Origin of the sequence: Roseomonas fluvialis (genome assembly GCF_022846615.1) — a bacterium.
GTDB classification, from domain to species: domain Bacteria; phylum Pseudomonadota; class Alphaproteobacteria; order Acetobacterales; family Acetobacteraceae; genus Neoroseomonas; species Neoroseomonas fluvialis.
The window spans coordinates 811,642-825,177 of sequence record NZ_AP025637.1 but is presented as its reverse complement, the minus strand read 5'-3'; the positions used below and the strand labels follow the sequence as shown (position 1 = coordinate 825,177).

Sequence of the window (13,536 nt, the reverse complement as noted above, 5' to 3'; positions counted from 1 at the left end):
ACCGGCGCGCGGAAATCTCCGGCGAAGCCGCCGGCCGGATCAATACCCGGCCGCGAAATCCACCAGGTTGATCAGCGGACGGCCGGCGCGGGCACGGTGGATATTCTCCACCACCTGCGGCGCGGCCGAGGACGGGATGGTGATACTGGCCGCATGCGGCGTCAGGATCACCTTCGGATGGGTCCAGAAGGGGCTGTCCGCCGGCAGGGGCTCGGGTTCGAAGACATCGAGCGCCGCGCCTGCCAAGTGCCCGCTGTCGAGCGCGGCCAGCAGGTCTGCCGCGACTTGGTGGCCGCCCCGCGCGGCGTTCAGCAGGTAGCCGCCGGGCTTCATCGCACCCAGCAGCCGGGCGTCGATCAGGCCACGCGTCTCTGGCGTCAGCGGCAGCAGGCAGACCAGGATGTCGGTCCTGGCCGCCATGGCCATCAGGCCATCGGCGCCGTGGAAGGTCTCCACGCCCGGCACCTGCTTCGGGCGGCGCGACCAGCCCATCACGGGAAAGCCGAGCGCGGTCAGCGCGCGCGCCGAATCCGCGCCCAGTTCCCCCAAGCCCAGGATGCCGATGCGCCGCGCGCTGGTCTCGGGCGCAGGCAGTTCGTGCCACACCTTTCGGGCCTGCTGATCGCGATAGTCCAGGTCCTGGCGGTGGAAGCGCAGCACATTCAGCAGCACCCATTCGGTCATGCCCTGCGTCAGGCGCGTGTCGAGCAGCCGCGCCACCGGTACGCCGGGCGGCGGTCCCGGTGGGCGGAACAGGTGGTCCACGCCGGCCCCCATGGACACGATCACCCGCAGGTTCGGGTAGCGGCGCAGTTCCATCATGTCGTGCGCGGTCCAGACCACCGCGGCCTCGATGTCCTCGGGCGCGCCGGCCTCCGGAAACAGGCGGATCTCGAGCGACGGGTCGACCGCGAGCAGCGCCGCCTTCCAGTCCTGCATGGTGTGCGCCTTGGTCGAGAGCAGGACGGCCATGGTCAGGTCTGCGCCTTCAGTTCGGTGTCGAGGGCGGTGACGAAGTCCCGCCAGGAATTGCGACCGGTGGCCGCACGCTCGGTGCCATCGGGCAGCTTCGCATACAGGCTGAGCACGCCCTTTGCCCAGAGCGCGTCGAAATGCCCGGGCGACTGCAGGGCGAAGGCGGCGGTGCGGTCGAACACGCCATCCTTCACGCGCGGCATGACCCGGTACATCCACCACCAGCAGCCCACGCCAAGCACGATGGTGCCGGCCCAGGCGCCGCCCTGTTCGACGCCGAGTGCGACCAGCGGCGCGCCGCCCCATTTGAGTGCGGCGAAGGAGACCGCCAGGATCAGGCCGGCGGGCCAGACATTCTCCCAGGACTGGTACACCGGGGAGCCGGGCGAGTTCATCTTGCGGATGTGCACTCCGAGCTTCACGCGCCCCGAGTCGAGCAGGGTGCGGAGGGTGTCGATCTCAGAGGACATTTTTTTGCGCCCTCAGAGGGCGGGCGCCGGGCATCCGCCCGGCTTGCCTTCGCGCCGCGCACGGGTGCGCGGGGGCCGACGGGCGGGTTGGGCGAGGTCGCGCCGTGCGCTCCCGGATCGCGCCGTTGCGCAATCCGGTCTTTTTTCTGTCCTTGCGCACCGGGCGGCCGCATCGGCGGCCTTGGCTTGCGCGCCATTCACGCGTGCGACCGGCGCGATGCGAGGGTTGGGCGCGGTCGCGCCCTGCGCCCGCGGATCGCTGCGTGATCCGAGTGATGCGCGGGCGGCGGTGGCGCGGATCACGTGCGCAGGCCCGGAGCGGCCTCGGTGCGAAGGTCGAATGCGGCGGCCATCAGAGCGCGCGTGTAGGCTTCCCGCGGGGCTTCGACAACCCGCGCGGCCGCGCCTTCCTCGACCACCTGGCCATCCTTGAGCACGATGATCCGGTGCGCCATGGCACGCACCACGCGCAGGTCGTGCGAGATGAACAGGTAGGCTAGGCGATGCTTCGCCTGCAGCGCGCGCAGGAGGTCCACCACCTGCGCCTGCACGCTGACATCGAGCGCGCTGGTCGGTTCGTCCAGCACCAGGAAACGCGGCTTCAGCACCAGCGCGCGGGCGATGGCGATCCGCTGGCGCTGGCCGCCGGAGAATTCATGCGGGTAGCGCTCCGCCATGGCGGGATCGAGGCCCACTTCCTCCAGCGCCGTCGCCACCGCGGCGTTGCGCTGCGTGGCGGTCAGGCCCGGCTCGTGCACGGCCAGGCCCTCGCCCACGATCTCCGCCACGCTCATGCGGGGCGACAACGCGCCGTAGGGATCCTGGAAGACGATCTGCATGCGCCGGCGCAGCGGGCGCAGCGCGGCGCGCGTGAGGCCCTGGATGGAGGTGCCCTCGAAGCGGATCGCACCCTCGCTCGTCTCGAGCCGCAGCATCGCCAGGCCAAGCGTCGTCTTGCCCGATCCGGATTCGCCGACCAGGCCGACCGTCTCGCCCTCATGCACCGCGAGGCTCACGCCATCCACCGCGCGGACTTCCGCGACCACGCGGCGCATCACGCCGCGGCGGATCGGGAAGCGGACCTTGATGGCCTCCCCGCGCATGATCTCGGGCGCGGCTTCGGCGATCGGCGCCGGCGCGCCGCGCGGTTCGGTCGCGAGCAGCATGCGCGTGTAGTCATGCGCCGGTGCCGTGAAGACGCGACTGACGGCGCCCTGTTCGACGGCGCGCCCGTCCTTCATCACCACCACCGCATCGGCGTGCTTTTTCACGATGTTGAGGTCGTGGGTGATCAGCAGCAGCGCCATGCCCAGGTCGCGCTTCAACTGTTCCAGCAATTCGAGGATCTGCGCCTGGATCGTGACATCCAGCGCGGTGGTCGGTTCGTCCGCGATCAGCAGCTTGGGGTCGTTGGCCAGCGCCGCGGCGATCATCACGCGCTGGCGCTGCCCGCCGGAGAGCTGGTGCGGATAGGCGCCGAGCCGGTCCTCGGCCTTGGGGAAGCCGGCGCGGCGCAACAGGTCCACCACGCGCGCGCGCAGCGCTTCGCCGGACAGCGGCTGGTGCAGCGTGATCGCCTCGGCAACCTGGCGGCCCACCGTGTGCAGCGGGTTCAACGATGTCATGGGTTCTTGGAACACCATGCCCGCCACGCCGCCGCGCAGCCGGCGCAGATCGCGTTCGGGCGCACCCAGCACATCCGTGCCATCGAGCACGATGCGCCCTTCGGGATTGCTGCCCGCGCCCGGCAGCAGGCCGAGGCAGGACAGCGCCGTGACCGACTTGCCGGACCCGCTTTCGCCCACCAGCGCAATGGACTGCCCGGGCTCGACCGCGAAGGACACGTCCTCGACCACGCGCTTCGTGCCGAAGGCGACCGAGAGGTTCTTCACGCGCAGCAGCGTCATCGCCCGCCCCCCGGCAGCTTGCGCGGGTCGAAGGCGTCGCGCACCGCCTCGCCCACGAAGGTCAGCAGCGTCAGCATGGTGCCGAGCACGAAGAAGCCGGTCAGCGCCAGCCACGGCGCGTTGAGGTTGTCCTTGCCCTGGTTCACCAGTTCACCCAACGAGGGCGAACCCGGCGGCAGCCCGAAGCCGAGGAAATCGAGCGAGACGAGCACGGTCACCGACCCCGCCAGGATGAACGGCAGGAAGGTGAGCGTCGCGACCATCGCGTTCGGCAGGATGTGCCGCACCATGATCGATGCATGCGACACACCGAGCGCATTGGCCGCACGCACGTAGTCCAGGTTGCGTCCACGAAGGAATTCCGCGCGCACCACGCCCGTGAGGCCCATCCAGGAGAACAGCAGCAGGAAGGTCAGCAGCACCCAGAAACTGGGTTCGATCACGCTGGCCAGGATGATGAGCAGATACAGCTGCGGCATGCCCGACCACAATTCGATGAATCGCTGGAAATACAAATCCACCGCGCCACCGAAATACCCCTGCACCGCACCCGCCGCGATACCGATGATCGAACTCACGATCGTCAATGTGAAGCCGAACAGCACCGAGATGCGGAAGCCGTAGATCACGCGCGCCACGACGTCGCGCCCCTTGTCATCCGTGCCGAGCCAGTTCCGTGCGGAAGGCGGCGCAGGCAGCGGATGATCCAGGTCGCGCACGATGGAATAATAGCTGAAGCGCACCGGCGGCCAGATCGCCCAGCCGCCCGCCGCTTCGAAGTCCTTCAGGAAGTCGCGGTCCTGCCAATAGTCGCTGCCGGTGGGCAGCCCGTCCGGCACCAAATCCGTCTCGGCATAGTCCACCACCACCGGAAAGAACCACTGGTCGTTCACGCGCGCCACCAGCGGCCGGTCATTGGCAATGAACTCGGCAAACAAGGTCAGGACGAAGATCACCGCAAAGATGATCGTCGACCAATACCCACGCCGATTGGCCCGGAAATTCGCGATCCGCCGGCGCGTGATGGGGGTGAGGGTCATGGCGCGGCGAGGTCCGCAGGGAGGGCTCTGCCCTCCCCGCACCCGACCCGCCAAGGGCCAAAAGGCTCCTCGACCCCTCGACTTGATCGGGGGATTTGGGGAGGGGCAAGGCGCACCAGCGGCGCAGGCGGCACCGACGATGCCCCTCCCCAAATCCCCCGATTCAAACCCGCGATCCAAGGGGCCGTTGCCCCTTGGTGGGGGGTGCAGGGGGGCACAGCCCCCTTGCGGGCGCGCCACACCACGACCCTCATCGCCGCGCCTCGAAGTCGATGCGCGGGTCCACCAGGGTGTAGGTGAAGTCGCTGATGATCTGCAGCACCAGGCCGAGCAGGGTGAAGATGTACAGGGTGCCGAACATGATCGGGTAGTCGCGTCGCGTTGCCGCCTGGAAGCCGAGGTAGCCGAGGCCGTCGAGCGAGAAGACGATCTCGATCAGCAGCGCGCCGGTGAACAGCATGCCGATGAAGGCTGCGGGGAAGCCGGCGATGATGATGAGCATCGCGTTGCGAAAGACGTGGCCGTAGAGCACGCGGCCTTCGCTGGCACCCTTGGCGCGCGCGGTCACCACGTATTGCTTGCCGATCTCGTCCAGGAAGGAGTTCTTGGTGAGCATAGTCAGCCCGGCGAAGCCGCCGATCACCAGGGCGACGATCGGCAGTGTCATGTGCCAGGCGTAGTCGATGGCGCGCTGCCAGAACGGCCAGTCGGCCGACCCGGAGGATGCGAGCCCGCGCAGCGGGAAGATCTGCAGGAAGGACCCGCCGGCGAACAGCACGACCAGCAGCACCGCGAACAGGAAGCCCGGGATGGCGTAGCCCACCAGCACGATGCCGGATGTCGCGACGTCGAAGCGCGAGCCGTCGCGCACCGCCTTGCGGATGCCGAGCGGGATCGAAATCAGGTAGATGATCAGCGTCGACCAGATGCCCAGCGAAATCGACACCGGCATCTTCTCGAGGATGAGGTCGATCACCGGCCGGTCCTGGAACAGCGACCTTCCGAAATCGAAGGTGAGGTAGCCGGTCAGCATCTCCCAGAAGCGGACATGGGCGGGCTTGTCGAAGCCGAAGGCGCGTTCGATCTCGGCGACGATCGCGGGGTCGAGGCCGCGCGCGCCGCGATAGGTGCCGGCCGGTCCGTCGCTGCCGCCCGCGCCGCCCGTGCTGGGTGCGCGGACATCGCCGCCGCCCTCGCCGGTGATGCGCCCGAGGGTCGACTGTCCTTCGCCGCGCAGTTCGGCGAGCATCTGTTCGACCGGCCCGCCGGGGGCGAACTGCACGACGGCGAAATTGATGATCAGGATGCCGAGCAGCGTCGGCACCACCAGCATCAGCCGGCGGAGGAGGTAGGCGCCCACGGGTACGCTACCCGCGCCGCGCTTCGGCCAGCGCGCGCTCCCGCGCCGGATCGATCCACCAGGCCTGCGGGAAGCCGAGGCCATAGCGCGGGTTGCGCTCCGGCCGGCCGAACTTGTCCCAGAAGGCGATTCGGAACACGCGCGAATGCCAGTGTGGCACCACGAAATTGTGGTGCAGCAGCACGCGATCCAGCGCGCGGGTGCGCGCGACAAGTTCGTCGTAGTTCGGTGCGGCGATGACCAGTTCGACCAGCTCGTCGATCGCCGGGTCGGCAATGCCGGCGACGTTCTGGGAACCGTTCTCGCGCGCCTTGGCCGTGGTCCAGTAGTCGCGTTGCTCGTTGCCCGGGGAGAAGCCCTGGCCCATCGAATCGACCGTCATGTCGTAGTCGAAGGCGTCGATGCGCACTTGGTACTGCGCGGGGTCCACGGTGCGCACGCGCGCCGAGATGCCGATGCGCTCCAGCCACTGGACATAGGGCAGTGCGACACGTTCGAAGGTGGCACCCTGCAGCAGGATTTCGAATTCGAAGCGCTGGCCGGCCGCATTCACCAGGCGGCGGTCGCGCACCGACCAGCCGGCTTCGCGCAGCAGCGCCAGCGCACGGCGCGCGCCCTCCCGATTGTTGCCGGTGCCGTCGGTGACGGGCAGCTTGTATTCCTCGGTGAAGACCGCCTCGGGGATGCGGCCGCGAAAGCCCTCCAGGATCGCGCGCTCGCGGCCTTCGGGCAGGCCGCGCGCAGCGAAGTCGGAATTCGAGAAATACGACGAGGTGCGCGCATAGGCGCTGAAGAACAGGTTGGTGTTCATCCATTCATAGTCGAACACCTCGATCAGGGCGCGGCGCACGCGCGCATCCTGGAACAGCGGGCGGCGCAGGTTCACCGCGAAGCACTGCATCCCGGTCGGGATCTCGTGCGGGATTTCCTGGCGCTGCACCAGGTTGCGCCGGGCGGCGGGGAAGTCGTAGCCGGTGGCCCAGTCGCGCGCGACGTTCTCGGTGCGGAAATCGGCCTGACCGGCCTTGAAGGCCTCGAAGGCCACGGTGGTGTCGCGGAAGTATTCGTAGCGCAGCGTGTCGAAGTTGTTCAGGCCGCGGCGCACGCCCAGGTCGCGCGCCCAGTAATCCTCGACGCGGCGATACACCGTGCTGCGGTTGGGTTCGAAGCGTTCCAGACGATAGGGGCCGGACCCGAGCGGCACATCGAGCGAGGGTCGGGCGAAGTCGCGCCCTTCCCACCAGTGCTTCGGCAGCACGGGCAGGTCGCCCAGGATCTGCGCGAGTTCGCGGTTCTCGGCATCCTTGAAGCGGAAGGTCACGCGGCGCGGGCTCTCGGCCACCACCTCGGTCACGTCGGCCCAATAGGCGCGGAAGAAGGGGCGGCCCTGGGTGCGCAGCGCGTTGAAGGTGAAGACCACGTCGTCGGCCGTGACAGGGCGGCCATCGTGCCAGCGGGCGGTTGCGCGCAGTTCGAAGCTGACGCCGCGGCGGTCGGCGGGCAGTTCCACCGTCTCGGCCAGGTGGCCGTATTCGGCGGTGGCCTCGTCCGGGTTGCCGGCCATGAGCGTGTCGTAGATCAGCCCGATCCCCGGGTCCGGCGTGCCGCGCAGGATATAGGGGTTGAAACTGTCGAAGGAGCCGAGGCGGGAGAGCACCACCTCCCCGCCCTTCGGCGCGGCGGGGTTGGCCCAGGGCCAATGCGGGAAATCCGCCGGCAGCGACGGTGGTGCCAGCAGCGACAGCGCGTGCGTGCGCACCACCTCGCCGGGTTTGTCGCCGCCGGCGGGCACTACGGCGCGCGCGCCGCGGGGCAGCGGAAAGGTGAGGCCAAGGGCGCCGAGCGCCAGCAGGTCGCGACGGTTCATGTTCGCAGGATGGGGGTTCGCCCCCTGCGCGGCAACGTCCCTGCGCCTACCGATCGGTAAGGAGGCGTACGGCGTCGGCCAGCAGGGCCGGGTCGCCAACCGCCAGCACCCGGCCGTCGGAGGCCGCGGTCAGCGCCTCGCCCCGCCAGCCGGTGACGCGACCGCCGGCGCCTTCGATGACCGGGACCAGTGCCGCCCAGTCCCAGATCTTCATGGTCGCATCAACCACGATGTCGACCAGGCCGATCGCGAGCAGGCCATAGGCGTAGCAGTCGCCACCCCAGGTCACCCGCCTGGCCGCACCGCGCAGGCGCTCGAAGCCGGGGCGCAGCGTGTCGTCGAACATGTCCGGGCTGGTGCAGGAGAGTTCCGCCTGGCCGACCGCCGCGCAGGGCCGGCAGGCGGGCGTGCCGCCCATGGGCGCGCGGAAGCGCGTGCGGCGGCCGGCCACGCCGACCCAGCGTTCGCCGGTGACGGGCTGGTCGATGATGCCAAGCACGGGCACGCCCCGGTGCAGCAGGCCGATCAGGCAGCCGAAGAGGGGCCGGCCGGTCACGAAGGCGCGGGTGCCGTCGATCGGGTCCAACACCCAGACCCATTCGGCATCGGGGTGGTGTTCGCCGTGTTCCTCGCCGATCACGCCGTGGTCGGGGAAGCGGGTGGCGATCAGGGCGCGGATGGCTGACTCGGCGTCGCGGTCGGCCTTGGTGACGGGGCTGGCATCGCCTTTCGCCTCGACCAGCAGGGCGGAGCGGAACAGCGGGCGGATGACCGCGCCGGCGGCGTCGGCGAAGTCCTCCGCGGCGGCGATGATGTCGTCGGGTACCATGCGCTATTCCCCTGAACCGTCACCCTGAAGAGGATCGCGGCCCACGCGATCCGGGAGCGCGAGGCGCGACCGCGCCCCGAACATCAGCGCGCCGGTGCGTGGCGCGAGAGCCCGGCCGGCGGATGCCAGCGCATCACGCCGAACGCGTGCCTCCGGCATGTCATGCCGACCGCGTGCCTCCGGTACGACACACCTGAAGCCCCATCAGTGCGGATCGAGGCCCTGCCTCGATCCGGGAGCGCACCGCGCGACCGCGCCCAAACCATCAGCCGCCGTCGGAGCACCCGTGCGAAGTGCGAAGGCCAGCGGCCCGGACGGGCGGCGCCCGCCGTCTAAGAGCAAAAGAATCAGGGCGCCGGCGCGTTCGGCGAGATCGACCGCAGGTAGGCGATCAGGTCCGCGCGCTGCTGCGTGTTGGTCAGCCCCGCATAGGACATGCGGTTGCCCGCGGCATAGGCGCGCGGGTTGTGGATCCAGGCGTTCAGTTCCTCGTAGGTCCAGGGCTTGTCGGCCATGCCGCGCAGCGCCGCCGAGTAGTTGAAGCCATCCGCATGGGCATGCTTGGCGCCGACGATGCCATACAGGTTCGGCCCGACGCCGTTGCGCCCGCCCTCGTTGAAGGAATGGCAGGCGGCGCATTGGCGCTGCGCGACCTGCTGTCCGTTTTGCACATTGGCGGCGGCCAGCAGCGGCGTGATCGGGTCCAGCGCCGGGGCGGCGGGAGCGGCGGCGGCCGGCGCGGCGGCTTCGCCACCGATGCTGATGGCGGCATGGTGCGGGCGCTTGGGGTGCACGAGCAGGCTGCCGATCACCCCGGCCACGCCGAATGTCACGCCCGCGGTCAGCACCGCCGCGATGATCTTGTTGCCTTCGAGGTTCGCCATGCCCGTTGCAGCCCCTGAACACCTTGCCCGCCGCGCGTTTGCGCCGCAGGACCGCCTTGCCTAAAACGCGGCGGACCATAGTGCCCGGCCTGCCGCCAGACAACCACCTGACACCTTCATTCCCGGAGCCGCACGCTTGCGCCCCATCGTCGTGATTCCCGCCCGCATGGCCGCCACCAGGCTACCGGGCAAGCCGCTGGCCGAGATCGCCGGGCGGCCGATGATCGCCCATGTGCTGGACCGGGCGCGGGAGGCCGGGATCGGCCCGCTGGCGGTCGCCGCGGGGGAACCGGAGATCGTCGCGGCAGCCGAGGCCGCCGGTGCGCAGGCGGTGCTGGTGGCCGACGACGTGCCCTCGGGTACCGACCGCGTGCAGCGGGCGATGGCGGTGCTGGACCCCGAGGGCCGCTACGACGTGGTGGTGAACCTGCAGGGGGATTTCCCGACCATCGCGCCGGAGACGCTGCGCGCCGTGCTGGAACCGCTGGCCGACCCGTCCGTGGATATCGGCACGCTGGTCTGCCCGATCGCGGATGAGGAGGAGGCGAACACGCCGTCCTTCGTGAAGGCCGCCTGTGCGTTCGAGGGCGACAAGCGCGTCGCGCCGGCGCTGTATTTTTCCCGCCTGCCGATCCCCTGGGGGGATGGGCCGCGCTGGCACCATATCGGCGTCTATGCGTATCGGCGCGCGGCGCTGGACCGGTTCGTGAGCCTGCCGGCGAGCCCGCTGGAGCTGCGCGAGAAGCTCGAGCAGCTGCGCGCGCTGGAAGCGGGCATGCGGATTTCGGCGGCGCGGGTGGACCACGGCCCCTTCGGCGTCGATACGCCGCACGACCTTGAACGCGCCCGGAGTCTCTTGGCGTCGCGCGGTCACGATTGAGCGCGCCCTTCAGACGGCGGGCGGCGATGTTTTGCGCGCCTCAATCGCCGGCGCCGGCCTCCGCCCGCTCGGCTTGCGCGCCGTGGAGTGGCGTACCGGGCACGGCTGACAGTTTGGGCGCGGTCGCGCCCTTGCGTTCCCGGACCGAGGCAGGGCCTCAGTCCGCAATCCTTGATGTCCAGGTGATTCCATGACTGCCAAGACCATCGCCTTCCAGGGCATGCCCGGGGCGTATTCGGACCTCGCTTGCCGCGCCGCCTATCCGGGCTGGACCACCCTGCCCTGCGCGTCCTTCGAGGCGGCGATGGCCGCGCTGCGCGAGGGGCGCTGCGACCTGGCCATGCTGCCCTGCGAGAATTCGCTCGCGGGCCGCGTGCCGGACATCCACCGGCTGCTGCCGGAAAGCGGACTGTACGTGATCGGCGAGCATTTCCAGCGGGTCGAGCACTGCCTGCTCGCCCCCAAGGGCGCGACGCTCGCGACCCTAAAGCGCGCGCACAGCCATCCGGTCGCACTCGGGCAGATCCTGCGGCTGCTGAAGGACCGCAACCTGGCGCCGGTGATCGAGGCCGATACCGCCGGCGCGGCGCAACTGATCGCGCAACGCGGCAACATCGAGGACGCGGCGGTCGCGTCAGAACTCGCGGCCGAGATCTACGGGCTGGAAATCCTGCTGCGCAACGTGGAGGACGAGGCGCACAACACGACGCGCTTCTACGTGATGTCGCGCGATCGCGTGTATCCGCCGTTGGAGGCACCCGACACCGTCACCACCTTCGTCTTCCGCGTCCGGTCGGTGCCGGCCGCGCTCTACAAGGCGCTGGGCGGCTTCGCGACGAATGGCGTGAACATGACGAAGCTGGAATCCTACATGGTGGGCGGGCGGTTCTCGGCCACGCAGTTCCTGTGCGACGTGGACGGCCACCCGGACAGCCCGGCGCTGCGCCGCGCCTTCGAGGAGCTGGAATTCTTCACCAAGGAATTCCGCATCCTGGGGGCGTATCCGGCACACGCGTACAGGCTGGAGCAGGCGGCGGCGGGGGATTGAGGGGCGCTCGAAGCGTCTAGCCGAGGGGCGGTGACGATGGCGGCGCTGATCTTCCGGTCCGTGGCGGATGGCAGGGTTCCCTATTGCCTCGGTCTCCCGCGCGACGTGCCGGATGCCCACCGCGTGCTCGTTGAGCGCGACGAGCTTCGGGAGATGCGCTTCAGCTACGGCGGCATGCCCTTCCTGCCCGATGAGGTGCGGAGCGAATTCTACCTCCATTCGGCGCACAAGGCGCTGACCGACACCTTCTCGGTCTGCGCCTGCTGGGGCTGCTCGGCAGCGTTCCGCGCCGAGGTCGAACGGCTGGAGCCCGGCGTGCACCAGTTCTTCCCGATCCGCATCACCCGCCCCCGCTCGAAGAAGCCGATCCTGCGCCGCGACGGGCAGGAGGTCGGGCCGGACGACGTCTTCCTGTTCAATTGCCTGCAGCTGGTGGACGCGGTGCTGCCGGAACTCTCGTCAGGTCCGGGCTTGATGCCACCGCACCCGAGCGGCCTGCTCGGCTTCAGCGTCCGGACCGATGACATTTGCGTCTCGCGCTCCGCGATCGCGGGTCGGCACATCTGGCACGGCGACTTTCACAATCGCAGCGGGGCGTATTTCTTTGTCTCGGACGAGTTGCTTGCCGGCTTCCGCCGCGCGGGCTTGAAGGGGTTCGAGGTGCGGCCTGTGCGGGAGGCGTAGATCGCGCATCCTGATCGCGCGTCGCTTTCTCGACCCTCCTGACCGCCGCAACGCGCCCAAAGCGCCGTCAAAACCGCCTGAGCGGCACCCGCCACGCCAGCACCGCCCCCACCGCCGTCAGCACCGCCGCCGTCGCGAACAGCCCGCGGAACGCCTCCGCCAATTCGCCGCGCAACGCCGCGGCCGCCTCAGGCCCGAGGGCCGCCAGATACCCCGGCCCCTCCGCCACCAGCCGCTGGAACGCCGCGCCGGAGCCCGTCGCACTCACCGCCATGAACACCACCGCGGCCACCACCGCCGTGCCCGTCGCAGCCCCGATGTTGCGCGAGAACGCCACCCCGGCCGAGGCCGCGCCCAGCCTCTCCCGCCCCGCCGCCGCCTGCGCCACCACCTGCACCACCGGATAGGACGTGCCCGAGCAGAACGCCGCCGCCGCCAGCAGCGGCAGGAAGGCCGGCAATGGCAGTTCCGCCGCCACCAGCGCCAGCACCGCCCACAACACCACGCCGACCGGCAGGAACAGCGACGGCCAGCGCATCGCATACCCCGTCCGCGCCACCATCCGCCCGGCGAAGAAGGCGCCCGAGGCACCCCCGATCGACATCGCCACCAGCATCAGCCCCGATGGTCCCGGCGCCATGCCGCGCACCGTCTGCAGCCACACCGGCAGGAAGGAGATCATGCCCACCTGCGCCCCCACCACGCAGGCGGACAGCAGGTAGGCCCGCCAGATCGACGCCTCCCCGAACATCGCGAGCGGCAGCAGCGGGTCGGCCGCCGCGCGCTCGATCCGCAGCAGCGCGATCGTGGCCCCCACCGCCAGCACCGCCAGCGCCACCGCCGCCGGCATCATCGCGGGGTCGAGCCGTCGCGCCCGGTCCAGCGCCACCAGCGCGCAGCCCACCGCCACCACAAAGACGAACAGCCCCGCCCAGTCGAAGCGCAGCGGCGCGTCTCGCCTCGCCGGCGGCACCGCGACCAGGCGCCGTGCGAGCACCGCACAAGCCACCGCCACCGGCAGCAGCACCAGGAAGACCGACCGCCAGCCCAGGTATTGCGTGGCATAGCCGCCGATCACCGGGCCCGTTGCCGAGGCAAAGGCAAACGACCCCGCGATCCAGGCCTGGTAGCGCCCGCGCTCGCGCGGTGGCACCGCCTCGCCGATCAGCGCCTGCGCCAGGGTCAGCAGCGCGCCACCGCCGAAGCCCTGCACGATGCGCGCGCTGATCAGCGCGCCCAGGTTCGGCGCCAGCGCGCAGCCCAGGCAGCCCGCCGCAAAGATCGCCAGCGCCACGAACAGCAGCCGCTTGCGCCCGAAAACGTCGCCCAACTGCCCGAAGACCGGCGCCGCACAGGTCGCCGCCACTAGGTAGGCGACCAGGATCCAGGAAACGCGCTCGATCCCGCCCATGTCGGCGGCGATGGCCGGCAGCGCGGTCGCGACGATGGTCTGGTCCACCGCCGACAGAAAAATGGTCAGCGCGATGCCGGGGAAGGCGCGCTTGAAGCGCGCATGCGCGTCCTGGCTCACGGCGTCGCCACGCCTCGGGACCGGCGGGAGCAACACGGCCCCATCACCGCCGCAGGTCCCC

Annotated in this window: 12 protein-coding genes; 3 read left to right on the top strand and 9 right to left on the bottom strand. The window is 70.1% G+C overall.

Going from position 1 to position 13,536, the window contains the following annotated elements; all coding sequences use genetic code 11:
• Positions 1–39: 39 nt before the first annotated feature.
• The 8 genes from MWM08_RS04060 to MWM08_RS04025 form a co-directional block, all read right to left on the bottom strand.
• A complete protein-coding gene (locus MWM08_RS04060; RefSeq protein WP_244458195.1) occupies positions 40–972 on the bottom strand; it encodes a 2-hydroxyacid dehydrogenase in 933 nt (310 codons plus the stop codon).
• Between the two features lie 2 nt (positions 973–974).
• Positions 975–1,445: a hypothetical protein gene (locus MWM08_RS04055; protein WP_244458194.1), complete on the bottom strand. Its 471-nt coding sequence runs from the start codon at positions 1,443–1,445 to the stop codon at positions 975–977.
• A gap of 299 nt (positions 1,446–1,744) precedes the next feature.
• The gene (locus tag MWM08_RS04050) at positions 1,745–3,352 is read right to left on the bottom strand and encodes an ABC transporter ATP-binding protein (RefSeq protein ID WP_244458193.1); all 1,608 of its coding nucleotides are present in this window, start codon (positions 3,350–3,352) and stop codon (positions 1,745–1,747) included.
• Complete coding sequence (locus tag MWM08_RS04045; RefSeq protein ID WP_244458192.1) at positions 3,349–4,392, bottom strand: ABC transporter permease; 1,044 nt, start codon at positions 4,390–4,392, stop codon at positions 3,349–3,351. Before MWM08_RS04045 ends, MWM08_RS04050 begins: the two co-directional genes overlap by 4 nt.
• A gap of 250 nt (positions 4,393–4,642) precedes the next feature.
• On the bottom strand, positions 4,643–5,752 hold the full coding sequence (locus MWM08_RS04040) for a microcin C ABC transporter permease YejB (protein WP_244458191.1): 1,110 nt from the start codon (positions 5,750–5,752) through the stop codon (positions 4,643–4,645).
• Positions 5,753–5,759: 7 nt separating this feature from the next.
• Entirely contained in the window at positions 5,760–7,619 is a 1,860-nt protein-coding gene (locus tag MWM08_RS04035; RefSeq protein WP_244458190.1) for an extracellular solute-binding protein, read from the bottom strand.
• Between the two features lie 46 nt (positions 7,620–7,665).
• Positions 7,666–8,448, bottom strand: coding sequence for a histidinol-phosphatase (hisN, locus tag MWM08_RS04030; protein WP_244458189.1), 783 nt, complete (start codon positions 8,446–8,448; stop codon positions 7,666–7,668).
• A 347-nt stretch (positions 8,449–8,795) separates the two neighbouring features.
• Positions 8,796–9,332: a c-type cytochrome gene (locus tag MWM08_RS04025; protein WP_244458188.1), complete on the bottom strand. Its 537-nt coding sequence runs from the start codon at positions 9,330–9,332 to the stop codon at positions 8,796–8,798.
• A gap of 136 nt (positions 9,333–9,468) precedes the next feature.
• On the opposite strand from MWM08_RS04025, the gene MWM08_RS04020 reads away from it, so the two are divergent.
• The 3 genes from MWM08_RS04020 to MWM08_RS04010 all read left to right on the top strand — a co-directional run bounded on the left by MWM08_RS04020 (position 9,469) and on the right by MWM08_RS04010 (position 11,944).
• On the top strand, positions 9,469–10,212 hold the full coding sequence (locus MWM08_RS04020; protein ID WP_244458187.1) for a 3-deoxy-manno-octulosonate cytidylyltransferase: 744 nt from the start codon (positions 9,469–9,471) through the stop codon (positions 10,210–10,212).
• Positions 10,213–10,402: 190 nt separating this feature from the next.
• The gene (locus MWM08_RS04015; RefSeq protein WP_244458186.1) at positions 10,403–11,260 is read left to right on the top strand and encodes a prephenate dehydratase; all 858 of its coding nucleotides are present in this window, start codon (positions 10,403–10,405) and stop codon (positions 11,258–11,260) included.
• Positions 11,261–11,296: 36 nt separating this feature from the next.
• Entirely contained in the window at positions 11,297–11,944 is a 648-nt protein-coding gene (locus MWM08_RS04010; RefSeq protein ID WP_244458185.1) for an imm11 family protein, read from the top strand.
• Between the two features lie 67 nt (positions 11,945–12,011).
• Here MWM08_RS04010 and MWM08_RS04005 read toward each other — a convergent pair whose 3' ends face one another.
• Positions 12,012–13,475: an MFS transporter gene (locus MWM08_RS04005; protein ID WP_244458184.1), complete on the bottom strand. Its 1,464-nt coding sequence runs from the start codon at positions 13,473–13,475 to the stop codon at positions 12,012–12,014.
• Between the last annotated feature and the right edge of the window lie 61 nt (positions 13,476–13,536).

Coding starts and splice junctions, on each gene's coding strand:
- MWM08_RS04060 (WP_244458195.1), bottom strand. CDS start 972: ATGGCCGTCCTGCTCTCGACCAAGGCGCACACCATGCAGGACTGGAAG.
- MWM08_RS04055 (WP_244458194.1), bottom strand. CDS start 1,445: ATGTCCTCTGAGATCGACACCCTCCGCACCCTGCTCGACTCGGGGCGC.
- MWM08_RS04050 (WP_244458193.1), bottom strand. CDS start 3,352: ATGACGCTGCTGCGCGTGAAGAACCTCTCGGTCGCCTTCGGCACGAAG.
- MWM08_RS04045 (WP_244458192.1), bottom strand. CDS start 4,392: ATGACCCTCACCCCCATCACGCGCCGGCGGATCGCGAATTTCCGGGCC.
- MWM08_RS04035 (WP_244458190.1), bottom strand. CDS start 7,619: ATGAACCGTCGCGACCTGCTGGCGCTCGGCGCCCTTGGCCTCACCTTT.
- hisN (WP_244458189.1), bottom strand. CDS start 8,448: ATGGTACCCGACGACATCATCGCCGCCGCGGAGGACTTCGCCGACGCC.
- MWM08_RS04025 (WP_244458188.1), bottom strand. CDS start 9,332: ATGGCGAACCTCGAAGGCAACAAGATCATCGCGGCGGTGCTGACCGCG.
- MWM08_RS04015 (WP_244458186.1), top strand. CDS start 10,403: ATGACTGCCAAGACCATCGCCTTCCAGGGCATGCCCGGGGCGTATTCG.
- MWM08_RS04010 (WP_244458185.1), top strand. CDS start 11,297: ATGGCGGCGCTGATCTTCCGGTCCGTGGCGGATGGCAGGGTTCCCTAT.